Origin of the sequence: [Clostridium] citroniae WAL-17108 (assembly GCF_000233455.1) — a bacterium.
Lineage (GTDB): Bacteria > Bacillota > Clostridia > Lachnospirales > Lachnospiraceae > Enterocloster > Enterocloster citroniae.
This window is the reverse complement of the sequence record NZ_JH376433.1, coordinates 55,917-72,719: the sequence shown is the minus strand read 5'-3', so window position 1 is coordinate 72,719 and position 16,803 is coordinate 55,917. Positions and strand designations below refer to the sequence as shown.

Annotated in this window: 13 protein-coding genes and 1 pseudogene; 1 reads left to right on the top strand and 13 read right to left on the bottom strand. The window is 48.5% G+C overall.

Features of this window, described 5'->3' with window-relative positions:
- Positions 1 to 305: pseudogene (locus HMPREF9469_RS28850) on the top strand (IS110 family RNA-guided transposase); the annotation flags it as partial.
- 112 nt (positions 306 to 417) lie between these two features.
- Here the strand turns inward: HMPREF9469_RS28850 and HMPREF9469_RS28845 are convergent.
- From HMPREF9469_RS28845 to HMPREF9469_RS30920, 13 genes are all read right to left on the bottom strand, one after another.
- Entirely contained in the window at positions 418 to 1,143 is a 726-nt protein-coding gene (locus tag HMPREF9469_RS28845; protein ID WP_007870919.1) for a DUF4405 domain-containing protein, read from the bottom strand.
- 117 nt (positions 1,144 to 1,260) lie between these two features.
- On the bottom strand, positions 1,261 to 2,001 hold the full coding sequence (locus tag HMPREF9469_RS28840; RefSeq protein ID WP_007870916.1) for a flavodoxin: 741 nt from the start codon (positions 1,999 to 2,001) through the stop codon (positions 1,261 to 1,263).
- Positions 2,002 to 2,372: 371 nt separating this feature from the next.
- Entirely contained in the window at positions 2,373 to 3,266 is an 894-nt protein-coding gene (locus tag HMPREF9469_RS28835; RefSeq protein WP_007870902.1) for a LysR family transcriptional regulator, read from the bottom strand.
- A gap of 69 nt (positions 3,267 to 3,335) precedes the next feature.
- Positions 3,336 to 3,674 (bottom strand): hypothetical protein, encoded by a 339-nt coding sequence (locus tag HMPREF9469_RS28830; RefSeq protein WP_007870899.1) that lies wholly within the window; start codon positions 3,672 to 3,674, stop codon positions 3,336 to 3,338.
- Between the two features lie 49 nt (positions 3,675 to 3,723).
- On the bottom strand, positions 3,724 to 4,053 hold the full coding sequence (locus HMPREF9469_RS28825; RefSeq protein WP_007870897.1) for a DUF4491 family protein: 330 nt from the start codon (positions 4,051 to 4,053) through the stop codon (positions 3,724 to 3,726).
- Positions 4,054 to 4,094: 41 nt separating this feature from the next.
- Positions 4,095 to 4,601: an SH3 domain-containing protein gene (locus HMPREF9469_RS28820; protein WP_040417677.1), complete on the bottom strand. Its 507-nt coding sequence runs from the start codon at positions 4,599 to 4,601 to the stop codon at positions 4,095 to 4,097.
- A 4-nt stretch (positions 4,602 to 4,605) separates the two neighbouring features.
- The gene (locus HMPREF9469_RS28815; protein WP_007870892.1) at positions 4,606 to 5,304 is read right to left on the bottom strand and encodes a response regulator transcription factor; all 699 of its coding nucleotides are present in this window, start codon (positions 5,302 to 5,304) and stop codon (positions 4,606 to 4,608) included.
- A complete protein-coding gene (locus tag HMPREF9469_RS28810; protein WP_007870888.1) occupies positions 5,297 to 6,775 on the bottom strand; it encodes a sensor histidine kinase in 1,479 nt (492 codons plus the stop codon). Before HMPREF9469_RS28810 ends, HMPREF9469_RS28815 begins: the two co-directional genes overlap by 8 nt.
- A gap of 146 nt (positions 6,776 to 6,921) precedes the next feature.
- A complete protein-coding gene (locus HMPREF9469_RS28805) occupies positions 6,922 to 7,164 on the bottom strand; it encodes a hypothetical protein (protein WP_007870885.1) in 243 nt (80 codons plus the stop codon).
- A gap of 330 nt (positions 7,165 to 7,494) precedes the next feature.
- Entirely contained in the window at positions 7,495 to 8,625 is a 1,131-nt protein-coding gene (locus HMPREF9469_RS28800; RefSeq protein ID WP_007870883.1) for an FtsW/RodA/SpoVE family cell cycle protein, read from the bottom strand.
- 33 nt (positions 8,626 to 8,658) lie between these two features.
- Positions 8,659 to 11,472, bottom strand: a complete 2,814-nt coding sequence (locus tag HMPREF9469_RS28795) for a penicillin-binding transpeptidase domain-containing protein (RefSeq protein ID WP_007870880.1) — start codon at positions 11,470 to 11,472, stop codon at positions 8,659 to 8,661.
- A 15-nt stretch (positions 11,473 to 11,487) separates the two neighbouring features.
- A complete protein-coding gene (locus HMPREF9469_RS28790; protein WP_007870877.1) occupies positions 11,488 to 11,847 on the bottom strand; it encodes a response regulator transcription factor in 360 nt (119 codons plus the stop codon).
- Positions 11,848 to 12,259: 412 nt separating this feature from the next.
- Positions 12,260 to 16,798 carry an EAL domain-containing protein gene (locus HMPREF9469_RS30920; protein ID WP_082197822.1) on the bottom strand — a complete coding sequence of 1,513 codons (4,539 nt, stop codon included), beginning with the start codon at positions 16,796 to 16,798 and terminating at the stop codon, positions 12,260 to 12,262.
- Positions 16,799 to 16,803: the final 5 nt, after the last annotated feature.

The window sequence follows — 16,803 nt, the reverse complement described above, 5'->3', positions numbered from 1 at the left end:
CATTAGTGCAATGTGCTCATGCGGCCGTTAAATCCGAAAAGTCTCCTTACTACAAAAAGAAATATGAATCTCTTACAAAACGCCGTGGCAAGAAAAGAGCCATTGTTGCTATCGCGCGCATGATTCTTACTGCTATCTTCCAGATGCTATCTACTGGAGAAGTATGGAATCCGAGCGACTTATACAAAATCGATATGCCAGAAACCCTTGTAGAAAAACAAAAAGCTAAGGCTATCAAACAAGCTATGAAATTACTTGTACGTGAAGGTTTATATCCTCCACCACAAAAAACAGCAGCTTCCTAATTATCATTTAATAATCTACTTTTTCGAAAATTGTCATTTATGACAGCTTGATTAAGTGCGCCATTTATTGGCTGACCTCTACTTTCTTTCACACTAATCTCCTCTGATATTGTTATGGTTCCGTATGCTGTTCCTGTTCCTTGTTGATTTCCGTTCCCATCTTTTTCTTTCCCAACAACGCCGGCAGTTTTGCTCCATAATGGGCAAGATAAATAAACAGTCCCATCATTGCCATGTAATCCAAATAAAACATCAGCGGCGGCTCGTTATAATCCAGGAATACAAACTCCGTCCGCACCAGCATATAGGTCAGCAGATCCCGCCGGATGAATACCGACAGTCCATAAACGGCAATAGCTGTCCCGGCCAACGGAAGGAGGATACAAAGAGACCATGGAAACGTTTTGGAGTTAAACCCACGGCTCGCCATACCCAGGAACATTTTCCAATGCAGTCCCAAATGAACCGCCATAAGGACAAATCCCCAGTAAGCTCCTGCCATATGCAAAATCCTTGCAAGTGACATGCCGCCCCGGATGGAAAGGAAGGCAAATGCATAACGGGACAGTACGATTCCACTGTACATCATGCACATCATGGAGATAAGCAGCAGCATATTAACAGCCGCCTGCATGACACGTAGGGCCGTATACCTGCCGCGAAACAGGTTTTTGTACCAGTTCCTGTTAAGTATGTTGTGCAGGATAAAGAGGATAAACAGGCCTGCGCCCACCCATTCGTGAGCAGCTTCTCCCCAAAGCTGATATCCCATTAGGAACAGCAGCCCAAATGTCATAGCGATATCCAGCGCAATCTTAAATCTCATCTTCCGGTTCATATACGGTCTTTTCCCTTTCTTTTGGTTATTATCTTCATGGATTTTCTTCATGGATTTTTATCTCTATTGACTGTCACCCTCCTATCCGCTGATTCCTTCACCGCTGCATCCGGTTGATCAATAACCGATTTCAGCCAGCCAGCTTTTTATATCTGCTTGTGCATTTGGTATATCATTGCGGTATATGCCTATCACATTGCGCTCCACTTCACATTCCGGCATAGCCCTGGTTAGGTCCTGCACACTGCTTGCCAGGCCGCCGGTTCCATGGGAGCAGAAAAGGATTACTTTTTTGCCGGCCAGATTGTTCTCCTCTATAAAAGAATACAATGCCATGGGTACCGTATACCACCAGTTGGGATATCCCAGAAATACCACATCATAATCGTCCATATCCTCTACGGCAGCTGTCAGCTTTGGGTGCACGCCATCCGCTTTTTCATCCGCAGCACGGTTCAGGCATTCGTCATAATCGCTGGAATAAGGTTCTTCCACCTGAATGGAGAATAAATCCCCGCCAACCTCTTCCTGAATCCAGTATGCCATTTGCTCCACATTACCGGGGGGCAGTACGCTGGCCGAGGAGGTTGCATCCACATCCACGGAGGAGGGGTTCTCAACAACCGTATTATCCGCCCAGGTGAAATAGGCAATGAGGATTTTCCGGCCTGCCGCCGATTCCACAAGAGATGTCCCCAATGCTTCCGTTTCCGCTATGGGTGTACTCTCTGCCGGATCAGTCCCGTCTGTCACAGCTGTGTCTGGCAATGATGATGTGCCAACAGCCGCAAATGTGCTGCAGCCAGTAAGCGAAACCGCGGTCATCAGTGCCATTATCATACAACTTACCTTTTTCATGAATTTGTCACCCCCTTTCCAAATATCATGCATTTGCCGATTATAGGAATCGGATATAAACCTAATACAGAGCCGAAAGTTTTCTTCATTATTAGTTTCCTCCTTAATGATTTTATATTTTCAAAAGTTCTCTCCTTTGAAATCATTTGACTGTTTAGCCGGTTTCATGTTTCATACGTTTATTCTATTATGACAAGGTTTTAATGTCTAATGCTTATGTCATATGGTTTATCATACGTGAAATGAATGGTTTTTTAACCAAATCACCCAAATCAACTATGTTCAGCTGAAAGACCGGGCGTGTATTTATTCCATAATATAACAACAGCCACAGGGAAGCTATAATATCGCCTCCTGTGGCTGTCAAATCCTTAAAAACAATTTTCATCCATCCACTCTCCCTGTTTTATCATCTGGATAAACAGGGACGCTGCAGGACTAAACATACGATTTTTCTTCCACAGCAGCACACTTCGGGTAGTGTGCTCCGGCAGGAGCGGGACGAACCGAAGTCCAGGACGGCTGCCTATGGCAAGGGCGCCGTCCAGACAAACAGCACATCCCATTCCCTCCTCAACCAGAAGCACCACATTGGATAGCAGCGTATAATTTGCAATAATATGCAGATGATTCTCATCCCGGCCAAACCAGTTCAATATTTCATTACGCACATTTTCACGTTTAGGCATTATCAGCTGATAGTTTGCTGCCTCCTGCACAGTCATTGTTTTCCGTTGCGCAAAAGGGTGTTTTGTATTCACCAAAAGACCCCAGGTTTCTTTTTGGGAAATACGCATAAAATCATATTTTGTTTTGTCTATGGGTTCCAATACAAAGCCGATATCAACCAGACCTTTATCCACCCGGTCCTTCACATTATCTGCCATCTCATTATATAAATCAAACTGAACTAAAGGATACCGGTCTGCGAACTGCTTCATCATTTTAGCAAGAATAAGGCTTCCCTTGGCTTCTGAAGCTCCGATCACAATGACGCCTGAGATTCTGTCCTTTTCCAAGAACTCCCGTTCCGCGCGCTCCGTGAGTTCCACAATTTCCTCAGCACGCTGTTTGAATATGATTCCGTCATCTGTCAGATCCAATGAACGCTTTCCTCTGATAAACAGAGTGGTCCCCAGCTCCCGTTCCAATTCCATCAGCTGACGGCTGAGAGTGGGCTGGGTAATATGCAGAATATCAGCGGCCCTGGTTATGTTGTTTTCATTTACTGCTGTCAAAAAATACTTTAACACCCGGAGTTCCATATGATCCCACCTCGCTTTTTTTCATCATAACATGGCAAAAGGCAGATTACAAGGAACCCTTAGATTTTATCAATCATATACCCCAGGATTCAAAAACGCACCGTTTTCTGAAGTCCCCAAGAACAGTATCCCTGTCTCCGTATCTGGACTTCCGTCATCATATCCCACAAGCCACCCATCCAATTCAAGTTCAGCCGGCTGTCCGTCTGCCCCATCATGGATAACCGTCAGGTCACCAAAGAACCCAAATGTTTCCCCTGAAATGGTTCTTATGGTAATACTTGTCTCTCCACCCCCCTGCCATAGCGGGACTGAAGGACTTTTGGGAGCCGCTGACGCCCATATGGAAAAATTAAGGACGATGGATGCGACCACAATAAAGACCATCAGTATACTCTGTTTTCTCATTTTATGCCCTTTCCTGTACGCTCAGTTCGGTTATTTTTATAAGTTATTCTTATATTGTCCTTCTGTTTTTCATAGAACTGCTGTCATGTTTTCTTCTTCCGCGCCTGGGGTTTTTAGGAAACCATCCCCGCTCCACACGTTTTTCCTGCTCCTTGAGTTCAATAATACTCCACAGACAGCTACAGCCCAACAGCCCCAGGATGATCGCTCCAATTTCCTGACGGACATTAAGGGAAGCCACAAGAAATAAAATGCCCAATACCAGAAAGAAGGGCCAGCATCGTGAGGAGAAGTGGTACTCTGCTTTTATCACAATAGGATGAAATAATCCAATACATACAAAACAGATAACAGCTGTCAAGATTCCTTCGTAGTTCATATGGTTACCTTCCTAACTTCATTTAAGTGCTATTCTATGATTCAGTCTTCCCCAGTACGGAGAAAAACTCCGTTAACATAGCCCTCCACATCACCATAGCGGATAAGAAACCACGTTTCACCTTCCTCCAGGATTTCACAGATACCATCTGCGGGGATCCTTCCGATGACAGCGGCATTGTCTTGGGCCTCTTCCCGGATATTCAGATAATCTGATACATCAGCAATCCCCTGATTTTCATAACCGGTCAAAGAATCCTGCTCCTCCGTTTCCTCAACTGGAAAAACGATCTGGGAAGGTGTTGCCGCCAGTAACTGGTCTGATTCCATAGTTGGCTCCATGGCTGTTTCAGAAGGCGGCACTGTTGGTATGTGATCTGCCTCCGATCTTTGTCCCGAGGCAATCAAGACTATGACAACCATCACCAACAATAACACAAACACTATTAACATTTTATAAATGAGGACCTGGCGGCGCCTGGCCCTGCGTTTTTTATTTTTCTTATTCTGCCAATCCTCCGGCATTTTGCTGTAGTAATCTTTTTTCATTGTTTTACTTACCCACGTGGAACCTGTATCCGGCTCCCCAGACGGTCTGTATATGCCTCAAGCCATAAGAATCATCATCCAGTTTCTCCCGCAGCCGGTTTATATGTACGGTAACCGTGGCTGTGTTGCCAACCGAGTCTTCTCCCCAGATCCGCTCAAATATTGTGTTTTTGGAAAACACAATGTTGGGATTTTCAACAAGGAACTGCAGCAGCTCAAACTCTTTATTTGCCAGTATTATCTCCTGTCCGTTTAAAAACACCCGTCTCTGCCGCGGAAGGACCAGCAGTTCTCCCACATCAATCCCTCGTTCAAGTTCTTCCTCCTTCTGGTTCAGGAGCATTTCGTGAATATGGATATGTGTCCTCACCCTTGCCACCAATTCCGCAGGGCTGAACGGTTTTACCATATAATCGTCAGCCCCCAGTCCCAATCCCCGAAGCTTGTCCACTTCCTCCTTTTTGGCTGTTACCATAAGTATGGGGATGCTGGATTCCCTGCGCAGTTCCCGGCAAATATCAAGACCGCTTTTTCCAGGCAGCATAATGTCAAGGATCAGGGCATCATACTTTTCTTTTCTGACCATATCCAGGATATGCGTACCGTTTTGCTGAATTTCTGCTTCAAAACCGCTTGCATTCAGATAATCGCGCTCCAGTTCTGCAATTAAAATATCATCCTCCACAATCAAAACCTTACTCATCCATGTCTTCTCCTTTCAATGGTATACGGATGATCATTGTCAAACCATTTCGGTTTTCCGCACGAATCGTACCTCCATGGCTGTTTACGATCTCCTTTACAACTGCCAGACCGATCCCGCTTCCTTCCCCCGCATGGGTACGTGCCGCATCTGCCCGATAAAAGCTTTCAAAAATCCGTTCCAGGGATTCGGAAGGAACACCCGGACCGTCATCCGAAAATGTCAGTTCCGCCATTATACCATTGTCCGTCCGTCTCAGCCGGATACTTACCTGGGATTTTCTCTTGGTCCGGTATTTTATCGTATTGGTAAACAGATTGTCAAACACCCGTTTAAATTCACTGGTATCCAGCAAAACATAATACACGCCATCCTGGCATGAAAAATCTATGTTTACATTCTCTTTCTCCGCTTCCCCACGGTTTTCCCGCAGATAGGACTCAATATACCGTTTCAGATCCACCTGTTCCATCTGACAGCGGTACAGGCTGTTTTCAAGACGGTTATATTCCGACAGGCTGTCAACCAGCCGCTCCAGATCAGAGGTCCGGATCTTCATTGCAGCAAGATACCGTTTTCTCATTTGGGGCGTTGTGGCTATTCCTTCCAGCAGCCCATCCAGATATCCCCGGATGGAGGTAAGAGGTGTCCGCAGATCATGTGAAATACCCGATATCAAGTCTCTTCGTCTTTCCTCATATTCCATACGCTGCGCCACCGACTGCTTTAAATACTCCCTCATTTCATTAAAATCCTGGCATACCTTGCCGAATTCATCCTTTTTATCATAATCAATCTCCACGTCCAGATTTCCGTCACGGATCTCGTTTGCTCCAAAACTCAGTTTTTCCAATGGTTTTAATACACTTTTGGATATCCACCAGGACAGGGTCGCATTTACAAGAAGGATCAGGACAAAATACAGGAATGCAAAGATAAAAATATACCTCAGGATATATGACTGCAGATAGGATTTCATGTTCCCGTCCGTGTGATCATTGTTCACCGCAATGATGGAGCAGGAATCATCTCCCCGATAAAAGGTGTACTTGATCACCGACACGCTTTTCCTGCTGGCCGTGAGCATTTTTGCAGTATCCAGGGCGCTGCCGGCCACTGCCTGGGCCGCCTCCATATCGTCTTCCGATATGTTGGAATAAAGCTGCTCCCCGTTTTTCTTCACAAGGATATAATATCCCATATTGGCCAGCTCCAGCTCCAGGTTATTCATTTTCTCATTTTTATCAAATACCGCCGTCTCCCAGTCCCGTTCCCACAGTTCCTTCTTATAGGTATAGATCAGTCCCTGGGCGGACTGGATCCCATTTTCGTCCTTATACATAGTCTCCAGGGTATGCCAGTAACCTCCCCATGAGGTTTTCATACAAATAATGATCACCGCCCCGGTAACCAGTATTGGTATGAACACCATCAATAGATTGGATAACCTGATTTTATGCCGTATGGTCATTGTAACTCTCCCCGCTTATCTGATCCTATTCTCTATTTTAAACCATAAACCTTATTTGTTCCAATACTTGTATGATATTACTTTTCATGCTTAAAAGGCATTGCTGGATATCCCGCCGTATAACCCGCCGTACGTCCAGCCGACTTTCAGGTTCCCCTGCGGGCTATAACTTCACTGGCTGTGGCCTCACTGGCTGTGGCTTCATTAACAGCCGTATTATTCGTGGCAATTCCCCCATCACCACTCTGCCGGTTCACAATATAGATTCCGGACAGACAGATAAGTCCGGTTAGGCAGACGGCCGCTGCCGCTGCCCTGATCTTGAATACCCGGCTCAGCGCTTTCTTCTTCCTTCGCCTGCTTCTTCCTCTCTCGTGATGTTTTTTCATCGTTTATACCATCCTTTTTCTATGAATAAAGAAAAACCGGACTCACACTGTAAGCCCGGCAATCAATATGGCTCGTGCCATAAAATGTTCCAGCACCAAATGGATTTGACAGACAGGGAGGATCTCTTGGTTTGTATGGTAACGTTGATATCCACCTGATGCAGGCAATCCTACGGCGATTTCCATATCATCCCCTGAACTATATCATGGAAAGATAAACAAGTGCTCTCAAAATTATAAACTTTTTAAAAACTCTGCATCTATACATACCACTGTCCCATCCTGTATATGTGGAAAAAGCAGTGATGGTACCATTTGAGCGCAATGGCTTTACCGCGGTGGAATGGGGAGGAAAGGAGATCTCTGCAGTCCCACATTCAAAACCAGTCCCAGTCCCAGATACAGGCTTACCAGCGAGGTAAGTCCATAGCTGACAAAGGGAAGGGTCAGGCCGGTATTGGGCAGCAGCCCTGTTACCACACTAAGGTTTACAAAGGACTGGCCTGCTATGAGGGCTGCCATACCGATGCAGATCAGCCTTCCTGATAAATCCTTTGTCTTTAAGCCGATCCGGATACACTCCTCCACGATTAGCGCCAGGAGAAGAAGGATCATCAGACAGCCCCAGAAGCCAAGCTCTTCCCCTGCCACGGCCATGATAAAGTCAGTATGGGGTTCGGGAAGGAAATTGCCGTTTTTTACGGACAGAGGACTGTCATTGCCAAGCCCTTTCCCCCATAGGCCGCCTGAACCAATTGCCATGACGGAGTTTCTCTGCTGATAGGAATCCTGGGCCCATTCCTGGGGAGACAGCCATGCCATGATACGGCGGTACTGATAGTCATTGATCAGCGTCTGACCGGGCCGTGTGACAAGAAACAGACCGGCTCCCCCAAGAGGTATTCCCAGAAGGAGCGCCCTGCCAATGATCCCATAGCCCAATCCGGCCATGAACAGCATGCACAGAAAGATCCAGACAAGTATAACCGCCGTGGAGAGGTCCGGCTGTTCCAGGATCAGTGCCGCCGGAGGCAGCAGCACACCCACAAAGAAAAAAACATAAACGGCCCGATCCATTTTATCCTGAAAATCATGAAACAACCGGGCAAAAAAAACGATCAGAAGAATCTTGCTCATCTCCGAAGGCTGGAACCGCAGCGGACCGATCTCAATCCATCTGGCCGCGCCTCCTGATATGGCTCCCACAACGGACACGCCGAAAAGCAGGACCAGCGCTGCAGCATAGCAGCTCCAGCCATGTCCAATGAGAATCCTATAATCCACAATCGATACAGCTCCCATCACAAGCAGGCCCAACATAACTCCGGCAAGCTGCCTGTACTGATAAGACGGGCCGGCGCTTCCGATCAGGAGCACCCCTGCTCCGGAAAGAGCAAGAACACACAGGATCAGGAAAATATCATAGTCTTTAAACCTGTAAACTGTTGTTATTTTTCTCATAGGTCCTGTTCCTTCCATGGATCCATAGTTTCTTTAGTCTGTAAAGCTGTTGCCGCTGTTCTCCGGGACTTCGGCCCGTCCTGTTAAAAGCTGCTCCTCGTCCTCCAGCCCAAAATAATATTTAAAAATGTCCGAGGTCACTTCCACTGCATTGGAGGAGGAATAGCCGTAGGCGATCCTGGTGGCCACTGCGATCTCCGGCTGTTCATAGGGGGCATAGCCGATAAAAAGGGCATGGTTGGGTCTTGTACGGTTCTGCTGTGCGGTTCCTGTTTTTCCCGCAACCGCCATGGGCAATTCTCTTAGGATCCGGTTGTTCCCGGCCACCAGCTCCATTCCCTCTGCAATGGTATCCCAAGCAGAGGGGACGATCTCATCCAGTGTCCGGTTTTCCTTTGGAGCGGCTGGGCGTATTGCTCCCTCAGCGCCTTCCTGTATCCTCTGGATCAGGGTGAGTTGGTACAGAGTCCCTTTATTGGCCAGCGCAGCCGCATACCGGGCCAGCTGTGTTGTGGTATAGTTATGGTTGCTCTGTCCAATGGATGCTGTGACAGGAAATTCATCAGCAATCTGTGGAGCGCTTTCGGAAATTTCAATCCCCGAATTTTCATTGAGACCAAACATTTCCCCATAGCGGGCAATGACTTCTGTTCCCTTGCTTTCCTGATAAATGCCGTTGTCCAGACTTAATTCATATCCCAGGGTATAGAAGAAATAATTACAGGAATCGCGGATCGCCTCCACCACATTGATGGCTCCATGGGTTGCACCGGAAGGATAGATCCAACACCTGGGGCTTGGGGTGACCAGTTCAAAGATACCCTGGTCCTCGATCAGCCTGTCTGGGGTTATGATCTGCTCAGTCAGTCCCGCAGCCACGGTTATGGGCTTAAAAGTGGATCCCGGCGCTGTCCGCTGCTGGGTCGCGTTGTTATAAAGGGGCAGGGATGCGTCATTTAACAGCTGGTTATAATAGTCACCGTCCATGGTATTTGCCAGCCGGTTGTTATCATAGCCCGGATAGGTGACGCTGGCCAGAACCTCCCCTGTATTGGGATCAACCACAACACTGGATGCCGTAGAGGGATCCAGGGCCAGCTGGGCCGGGGTGATCTCCAGGTTTTGTATCTTCTCACGAATGAAGCGGTATGCATTGTCTGTCCCATTTCCTAAATTTTCATGATCATTTCCCGTATCAGCTACCGCCCCCTGTTCCAGCAGTATGCGGCAGATCTGTTCTCCGGTGATCACTCCCCTGTGGATAAGCAGCCGGTACAACAGCCGGTCAAAATCCTCATCCTCCTGCAGTCCGGTCAGGATCATGGCCTCCAGCTGTCTCAGGTTTTCCTCAAGCATGGAGTAGGAACCCTCTTCCGGAAAACCGTGCGCATTGATAAAACCCTGAGCAATCCCGTTTTGCAAAAATTCTTTCAGGCTGATCTCCTGTTCCTGCCATTGTCTGTAGGTCTCACCGGCACGGTCCGCCTCGTCCCGTTTGTAGATTTCCATGCGTGCAAGCAGTTCCAGGATATAATCCATGCCCTCCTGCATATCTTCCTCCAGTGACCCGTATGGAAGTTCCATTCCCCCTCCCAGACGGTCCAGATATTCCGACTTGTGCTCCTCAAACATCCGGAACAGGTTCCTTTCCTCCATACCGGCGTCATCTCTTCCCAACCGCTCTATATCTATCACATGGTTGCTGATCAGTGCATAATATACATCCTGTACCGGTATGTTTAAATTACTGCTGTCCTCCTGTGAGGGCACAATGTTGGCCAGAAGGATGCCGGCCAGTTTCTGCTCCAGCAGACAGTACACGGCCTTCTGCAGATCCCTGTCAATGGTCAGGTAGACATTGCGGCCCGTAGAAGCGGCTTCTGTCTCTAAAACCTCCGTTACCCTTCCAACATTGTCCACATAGAAGCGCTGGCCGCCGTTTCTACCATGCAGTTCCTCTTCCATTGCCTGCTCCATTCCCGCCTTTCCCACTATGTCGTTCCTGTCATACAGAATCCCCCGGCTCTGGAATGAGGCCAGCTCTTCCTCGGAAACAGGGCCTGTGTATCCCAGGATATGGGCAAAGTACAGGCTGTCGGTATAGCGCCTTATGGTCTGTTCGGAAATGTCCACGCCTGGAAGCTCCGCCTGGTTTTCCAGGACAGCCGTCATGGTCTTTAGACTTACATTCTCTGCCAGGTTTGTTTTCCTGTATCTCTGATACTGGTTGTCCGCCATGTCGTACCGGATGGAAACAAGTTTAAGCAGATCCTCCCCGGACAGCTCATCTGAAATCCCATACATGGGATCAGAACACAGATATGCAATGACCTGCTCTGCTGTGGCTTCACCTTCTTCATAGCCCAGACGCCCGTTGTAAGCCAGGTCCTCAACACGGGCATGGCCATACACGTCCGCCAGGAAACGCAAAAGCCGGTTCCCTTCAACGGTAAACTCATATTCCTGTGATCCGGAAACAGCAATGGGAAGCCTCTGCAGAACGGAATCTCCGTTTCCCTCAATCAGCAGGATCGACTGCCGGATGGTCCTGTTCAATGTCTCGTTCCTGGTGCGGCGATTTTCATATGCCCCGCTGTCCTCTATGGTTACAGAATAGGCCAGGTCGTTATATGCCAGCTGGTTGCCGTTCCTGTCATAAATATTCCCTCTGCTGCCGTGATAAATTTCCTCACGCTCCACCTGGGATTGGAACGCCTGCCGGTAATATGCTCCGTTTAAGATCTGCAGGCTGAAGAAACGTCTGAGAAGGATCAAAAACATGGCTAACAGAACGATGCAGAACAGACAGATTCTTTTTTTTACTAAGTACCGGATCATCTGTATCATTATGCATCCTCCCACTTATGAATCATACAGCCGTATCTGTGTTTTTACCCTGAATACCAACTCCGATAAGCTGAACGGCTTGCGAAGGAAATCATCAGCCCCGATCTCCTGTACTATGTCCTGTATCCCTGTCTTTGCGGATACAATGATAATGGGGGTCCGGAATTTTTTTCTGATCTCTTTACATAGTTCAATCCCGCTTTTTCCCGGCAGCATCACATCCAGGATAAAGGCATGAAAATCCCCCGTCCCGGCCAGATTAAGCCCTGTATCCCCATCAAAAGCAATTGCCACCTCAAAGCCTTCTTTTTCAAGATAATCACGTTCCAGCTGTGCGATCAATTCATCATCTTCCACTATCAGGATTTTTTTCATTGTGTCCTCCTTTCTTTTTGCAGTATACTCTCGGGATATCCTGGTCCTCAGATTTGTATGCGGCCGGCGAAAAACCAGCCGTAAAGGCGGGTGCCGGGGAGACTGCGAGCGTATACTTGTATAGACAAAAACAGGCTTCCTTTTGAAACCTGCTGTTGTCAAAGTACACTTATTATAGGTTTATATGAATTTGGCACTTGTACTGCATCACCTGTACTGCATCGGTACATAAGGAGTATAATCTTTAAAAATAACATGTGCCTAACACAGGGATAAACTTTTTATAAATTCTTCCCTAAAGCGAGAACCGGGAGCAGTGATTCTCCTCCCACGGAAAAACCATGTCCAAAGAAGCCGCTTAGAGCAAATCGCTTAGAACAAATCGCTTAGATGAAATCGTTTAGAGCAAATGTCACTCCGGAATCACCTTCCTAAGGGTATCCTGCAGTATCTCTACATCAATGGGCTTGGATACATGAGCGTTCATCCCTGACTCCATGGACGCCTGTACATCCTCAGCAAAGGCATTGGCGGTCATTGCAATGATGGGGATCCTTTTGGCATCCGCCCTGCCCCATCCCCGTATGGTCCGCGTGGCTTCATATCCGTTCATCTCCGGCATCTGGATATCCATCAGGATCGCGTCATAAGTACCCGGCTCTGTATTTTTAAATTCCTGAACGGTCTGCCGGCCGTCTGCACGGACCACGGAACTGGCACCCAGCATTTCCAATATGCCGCAGGTGATCTCCGCATTGATGGCATTGTCTTCCGCCACAAGGATCCGGCAGCCTGCCAGAACTGGTTTCTTAGCCGGACCGGCTTCCTGCTCCCGGCCTTCCCTCTGCCTGCCTTCTTCCTCCGCCAATTCCGCCTCCAGCTCTATGACAAAGACCGTACCCTCTCCCAGTCCGCTCTCCACTTTAATACTGCCGCCCAGCAAGTCTACCATCCCCTTGACGATATTCAGTCCAAGGCCGCTTCCCTCTATTCCGGAAGCATTGCTGCTGCGGCTGAACGGTTCAAACATATGGGAAAGAAATTCCTGGGACATACCGATTCCCGTATCGGAGACGGTAAACCGATAACGGACATCCCCTTTCTTTTGAGCCCCGATCTCTTCCGCCAGGAAATCCACACGTCCGCCTTGCTCGGTGTACTTAACTGCATTTCCCAAAATATTTAACAGGATCTGATTTAAACGCAGCACATCTCCATAAAAATATGGATGGGCAATCCCCTGCATCCTGATCTCCATCTTAAGTCCGGCCGTCTCTGCCTGGGGCATCATCATGGAAGACAGCCGTTCCAGCAGCTCGGGAAGGGATACCACCATGCGGACCAGTTTGATCTTTGACTGTTCCAGTCCGTTGACATCCAGGATATCGTTTACCAGGCTTAACAGATGTCTGGAGGAGGTGGATATCTTTTTCAGGCAGTCCATAACCCGTTGGGGATCATCAAAGTGCGCCACTGCAAGTTCCGTCATGCCTGTGATGGCATTAAGCGGAGTCCGTATATCATGGCTCATAGCGGACAGGAAATCACTTTTTGCCCGGTTGGCCTCCTCCGCCAGTTCCAGCGCTGTCTCCAGTTCCTGTTTGGATGTCCGCTCAGCCATCAGAATATCAGTCACATCCATTCTCACAAGGCAGATGGTCCTATGGTCGTGGTCGCCCCACAGAACATTGACCTGCTTATACCGAAGTCCTTCCTCCCCTTGGTAAGGCACGACAAAATCATAGCCTGAGGGCGACTGCTCCAACCGCCCGGTCATGGTATCCAATAAAAACTGTTCCCTTAGTTCAGGTGATGTCTCATCTCCGTATGCCTCCGCCAGCCTGCACAAGGACTTTTGGTAGTCCTCCACAAGGTATGGGGAAAGGTTTTCCAGGACGGTCTGGCGTGTATACATGATGAGTGATCCCTTTTGTATGTTGATGAATCCGGCCAGATCAAATGTATAAGCGATCATGTTAAGCAGTCCCTGCTGTTCCCGCACAGAATCCGTAATGTCGATCCTGGACAGGCAGATCCGCTTCAGCCGCAGGTCAATGGGGGATACGGTAATGTTCTTGGTGCGGATGTCCCCCTTTCCGTCCACAACAGAAAAGGACAATGTATAAGCGTTTTCCTCCCGCAGCCGTTTCAGCATAGTGTCCGGTTCCAGCCCCCTCTCGTAGTTCTCCCTATCCCTTGGAACAATGGCGGTGTCAAGCATATGCTTCATCCATTTTGAATGGCTGCCCCGGGAAGGCGGAACGCAATGCGCATTCTTGTTACAGGACAGCAATTGGTACGTATCCTGGTAAAGGTCCACGTCCGCCACAAAATCATAACCGGATACCGTAAGCTGATGAAGGACCCTTTCAGCGGCGATCCGCTCCGTAATATCCACCACGGTCAGGATTCCCGTGACATCACCGCTGCCCGGCGTCTCCACCATACTCATCTTGACCTGGGCATAGCGGCCTATCTCCTCGTTGGGCAATTGTATAAAATACTCTCTCACCTGGTCCGTATCATTCCGTTCAAAGGCTGCCAGCGCCGGTTCACGGCTGTAGATACCAAGAAAATCCCGCCGTTCCTTTTCATCCACGATCAGTTCTGAAAGGCCAATAAAGAACTCCTCCCGTATGATCCCATACCTGCTCTTTAAACCCTGCCCCGTGTGGTCTATGATCTCCATGACCTGGTTTTGCGTGATATTGCAATGCCCTACCAGCAGCGCATTGGGAGCGGGTTTCTGGTAATGCCTTAAGAGCAGCTGGTCATACCGCTGCCAGACACTGTCCCTTTCCTCCACCTCCTTTGATATATCATGATAAACCGCATATAAGCATTTTTCTCCATCCTCACCCAGGATCAACGAGAAACTGGTTCTCACCCAAACGTACTTCTCCGGGCCTTTCCTGATCCTATATTCCATTATAAAATGCTCCCGGTCTTTTGCAATGTGTTCAACGATCTCCTTCTCCGCCCGCCCACGGTCATCAGGATGCACCCCCATCAAAGCGTCCTGTCGGTAGAAGCTCAATGCCTCCGTCTGGGTCATGTCGGTCAATTCCGCAAACCCTTCCGATAAGTATTCGGGAATGATCGTACCGTCTTTTTTAATCCGGATAACCGCAACGCCTCCGGGAAGGTTTTTGATCACAGTCTGGAAATACTGTTTTTCACCCGCGGAAACCAGCTTTGCTTCCATCCTCTGCTGCCGCTGTCCATCGGCATATATATGGTCCCCCTGCAAATCCATTTTCCTTTTGGAAGAGTTCTGGGATTTCATGGCGAACTGACGCAAAAGTATTTCAAATTCCTCATATGGCATGGGCTTTGCAAAGTAATATCCCTGCCCATAGTCACAGCCGAACTGGCTGAGCCGCTCCAGCTGTTCCCTGGTCTCCACCCCTTCGGCCACCACGCTTAGATCCATGGAACCGGCCAATCCCATAATAAACCGGAGGATCCCCTGGTGGACCGGCTTAGCCGTCTCATTTTGAATGAACTTCATATCCAGCTTCAGCACATCCAAGGGCATTTGGTTGATCATATTAAGGGAAGAATACCCGCTGCCAAAATCATCCATCTCGATCACAAAGCCCAGTTCCCTGAGATGGGTAACCGTATCGATGATCTGCTTTGGGTTTTCCGTATAAGCGCTTTCCGTGATCTCCAGATGGAGCCTTGAGGAAGCCAGACCGTATTTGCCCACCAAATTGGTCAGCACATCCGCCAGTTCCGCATTATAGATATCCGCACGGGATACATTCACTGAAATAGACAGCTGGGGATAGCCCTTTTGATCCCAATCCCGCAGCATGGCGCAGGCTTTGTCCCATACAAACTGGTCCAGCTTTGTGATAAAGCCGTTCTGCTCAAACAAGGGGATGAACTGGCCCGGGGACATGATTCCCAGTTTCGGATGATTCCACCGTATCAATGCCTCCGCTCCTGCCAGGGCAGTGTCCCTGATCCTGTACTTGGGCTGCAGATAAACCTTAAACTGCCCTTTTGCCAGGGCAGTCTCCATGCTGTCCGTGATCGCCTGCTCCAGCAAAAGCCTGCTGCGCAGCTGCTCATCATAATAAGCAAAATATCTTCCATACTGCCCCTTGATGCTTTGGGCGGCCAACAGCGCCCAATCACACATCTGCTCTATGGAAAGACCATGGTCCACACCGGAATAGATCCCCCATTTCATCACAACGTTCCTGCTGCTGCTCAGCTCATTGACCCGGTCCGAAACCTCCCGGAACCACTCCTGACTGTATTGGGTCTGGTGTTCCAGCAGGCAGACAAACTTGTCTGAATTCAGCCGTCCGCAGATTCCTCTTTCTCCCACCATGCTTACGTACATATCCGCTATCCCGCGGAGAATCTGGTCGCCGGCGGGAACACCGAAGATATCATTGACCAATTTAAAATTTTCAATATCGGAACAGATGATGTCATACTCCTGATCCGGCTGTTGATTGAGAAATGTCTTGACCCGCTGATAAAAAAACTCCTTGGTGTACAGTCCGGTCAGCCGGTCATACTGCAAGAGATTGACAATGGAGGCCGTCTCCCGCAGATTGATGATGTTGGCCATCCGATGCAGGATCACTTCCGGTTTATAGGGCTTCACAACAAAATCCGTTGCCCCGTAGGATAAAGCAGTGACCTCATCGGACTCGCTGTCGCTTTGGGTCGTGACGATCACCGGAACCGAGGCATACAGGGGATCCGCCTTGACAATGGAAAGAAAGGTATAGCCATCCATGACGGGCATGTTGATGTCCAGCAGGATCAGGGAAATTTCTTCACCGTATTGCTTTAGGATGTTAAGGGCAGCCTGTCCGTCCTGGGCTTCCAGAACCTCATAAATAGATGCGGAGGTCAAAATACCACACAGCATCATACGGTTCATCCTATTATCCTCCACCACCATAATCTTTTTCCTCGACATCATGATCC

Excerpts from the sequence above, each read along its gene's own strand:
- HMPREF9469_RS28845 (WP_007870919.1), bottom strand. The coding sequence starts at position 1,143 with ATGAACCGGAAGATGAGATTTAAGATTGCGCTGGATATCGCTATGACA.
- HMPREF9469_RS28840 (WP_007870916.1), bottom strand. The coding sequence starts at position 2,001 with ATGAAAAAGGTAAGTTGTATGATAATGGCACTGATGACCGCGGTTTCG.
- HMPREF9469_RS28835 (WP_007870902.1), bottom strand. The coding sequence starts at position 3,266 with ATGGAACTCCGGGTGTTAAAGTATTTTTTGACAGCAGTAAATGAAAAC.
- HMPREF9469_RS28830 (WP_007870899.1), bottom strand. The coding sequence starts at position 3,674 with ATGAGAAAACAGAGTATACTGATGGTCTTTATTGTGGTCGCATCCATC.
- HMPREF9469_RS28825 (WP_007870897.1), bottom strand. The coding sequence starts at position 4,053 with ATGAACTACGAAGGAATCTTGACAGCTGTTATCTGTTTTGTATGTATT.
- HMPREF9469_RS28820 (WP_040417677.1), bottom strand. The coding sequence starts at position 4,601 with ATGAAAAAAGATTACTACAGCAAAATGCCGGAGGATTGGCAGAATAAG.
- HMPREF9469_RS28815 (WP_007870892.1), bottom strand. The coding sequence starts at position 5,304 with ATGAGTAAGGTTTTGATTGTGGAGGATGATATTTTAATTGCAGAACTG.
- HMPREF9469_RS28810 (WP_007870888.1), bottom strand. The coding sequence starts at position 6,775 with ATGACCATACGGCATAAAATCAGGTTATCCAATCTATTGATGGTGTTC.
- HMPREF9469_RS28805 (WP_007870885.1), bottom strand. The coding sequence starts at position 7,164 with ATGAAAAAACATCACGAGAGAGGAAGAAGCAGGCGAAGGAAGAAGAAA.
- HMPREF9469_RS28800 (WP_007870883.1), bottom strand. The coding sequence starts at position 8,625 with ATGAGAAAAATAACAACAGTTTACAGGTTTAAAGACTATGATATTTTC.
- HMPREF9469_RS28795 (WP_007870880.1), bottom strand. The coding sequence starts at position 11,472 with ATGATACAGATGATCCGGTACTTAGTAAAAAAAAGAATCTGTCTGTTC.
- HMPREF9469_RS28790 (WP_007870877.1), bottom strand. The coding sequence starts at position 11,847 with ATGAAAAAAATCCTGATAGTGGAAGATGATGAATTGATCGCACAGCTG.
- HMPREF9469_RS30920 (WP_082197822.1), bottom strand. The coding sequence starts at position 16,798 with ATGATGTCGAGGAAAAAGATTATGGTGGTGGAGGATAATAGGATGAAC.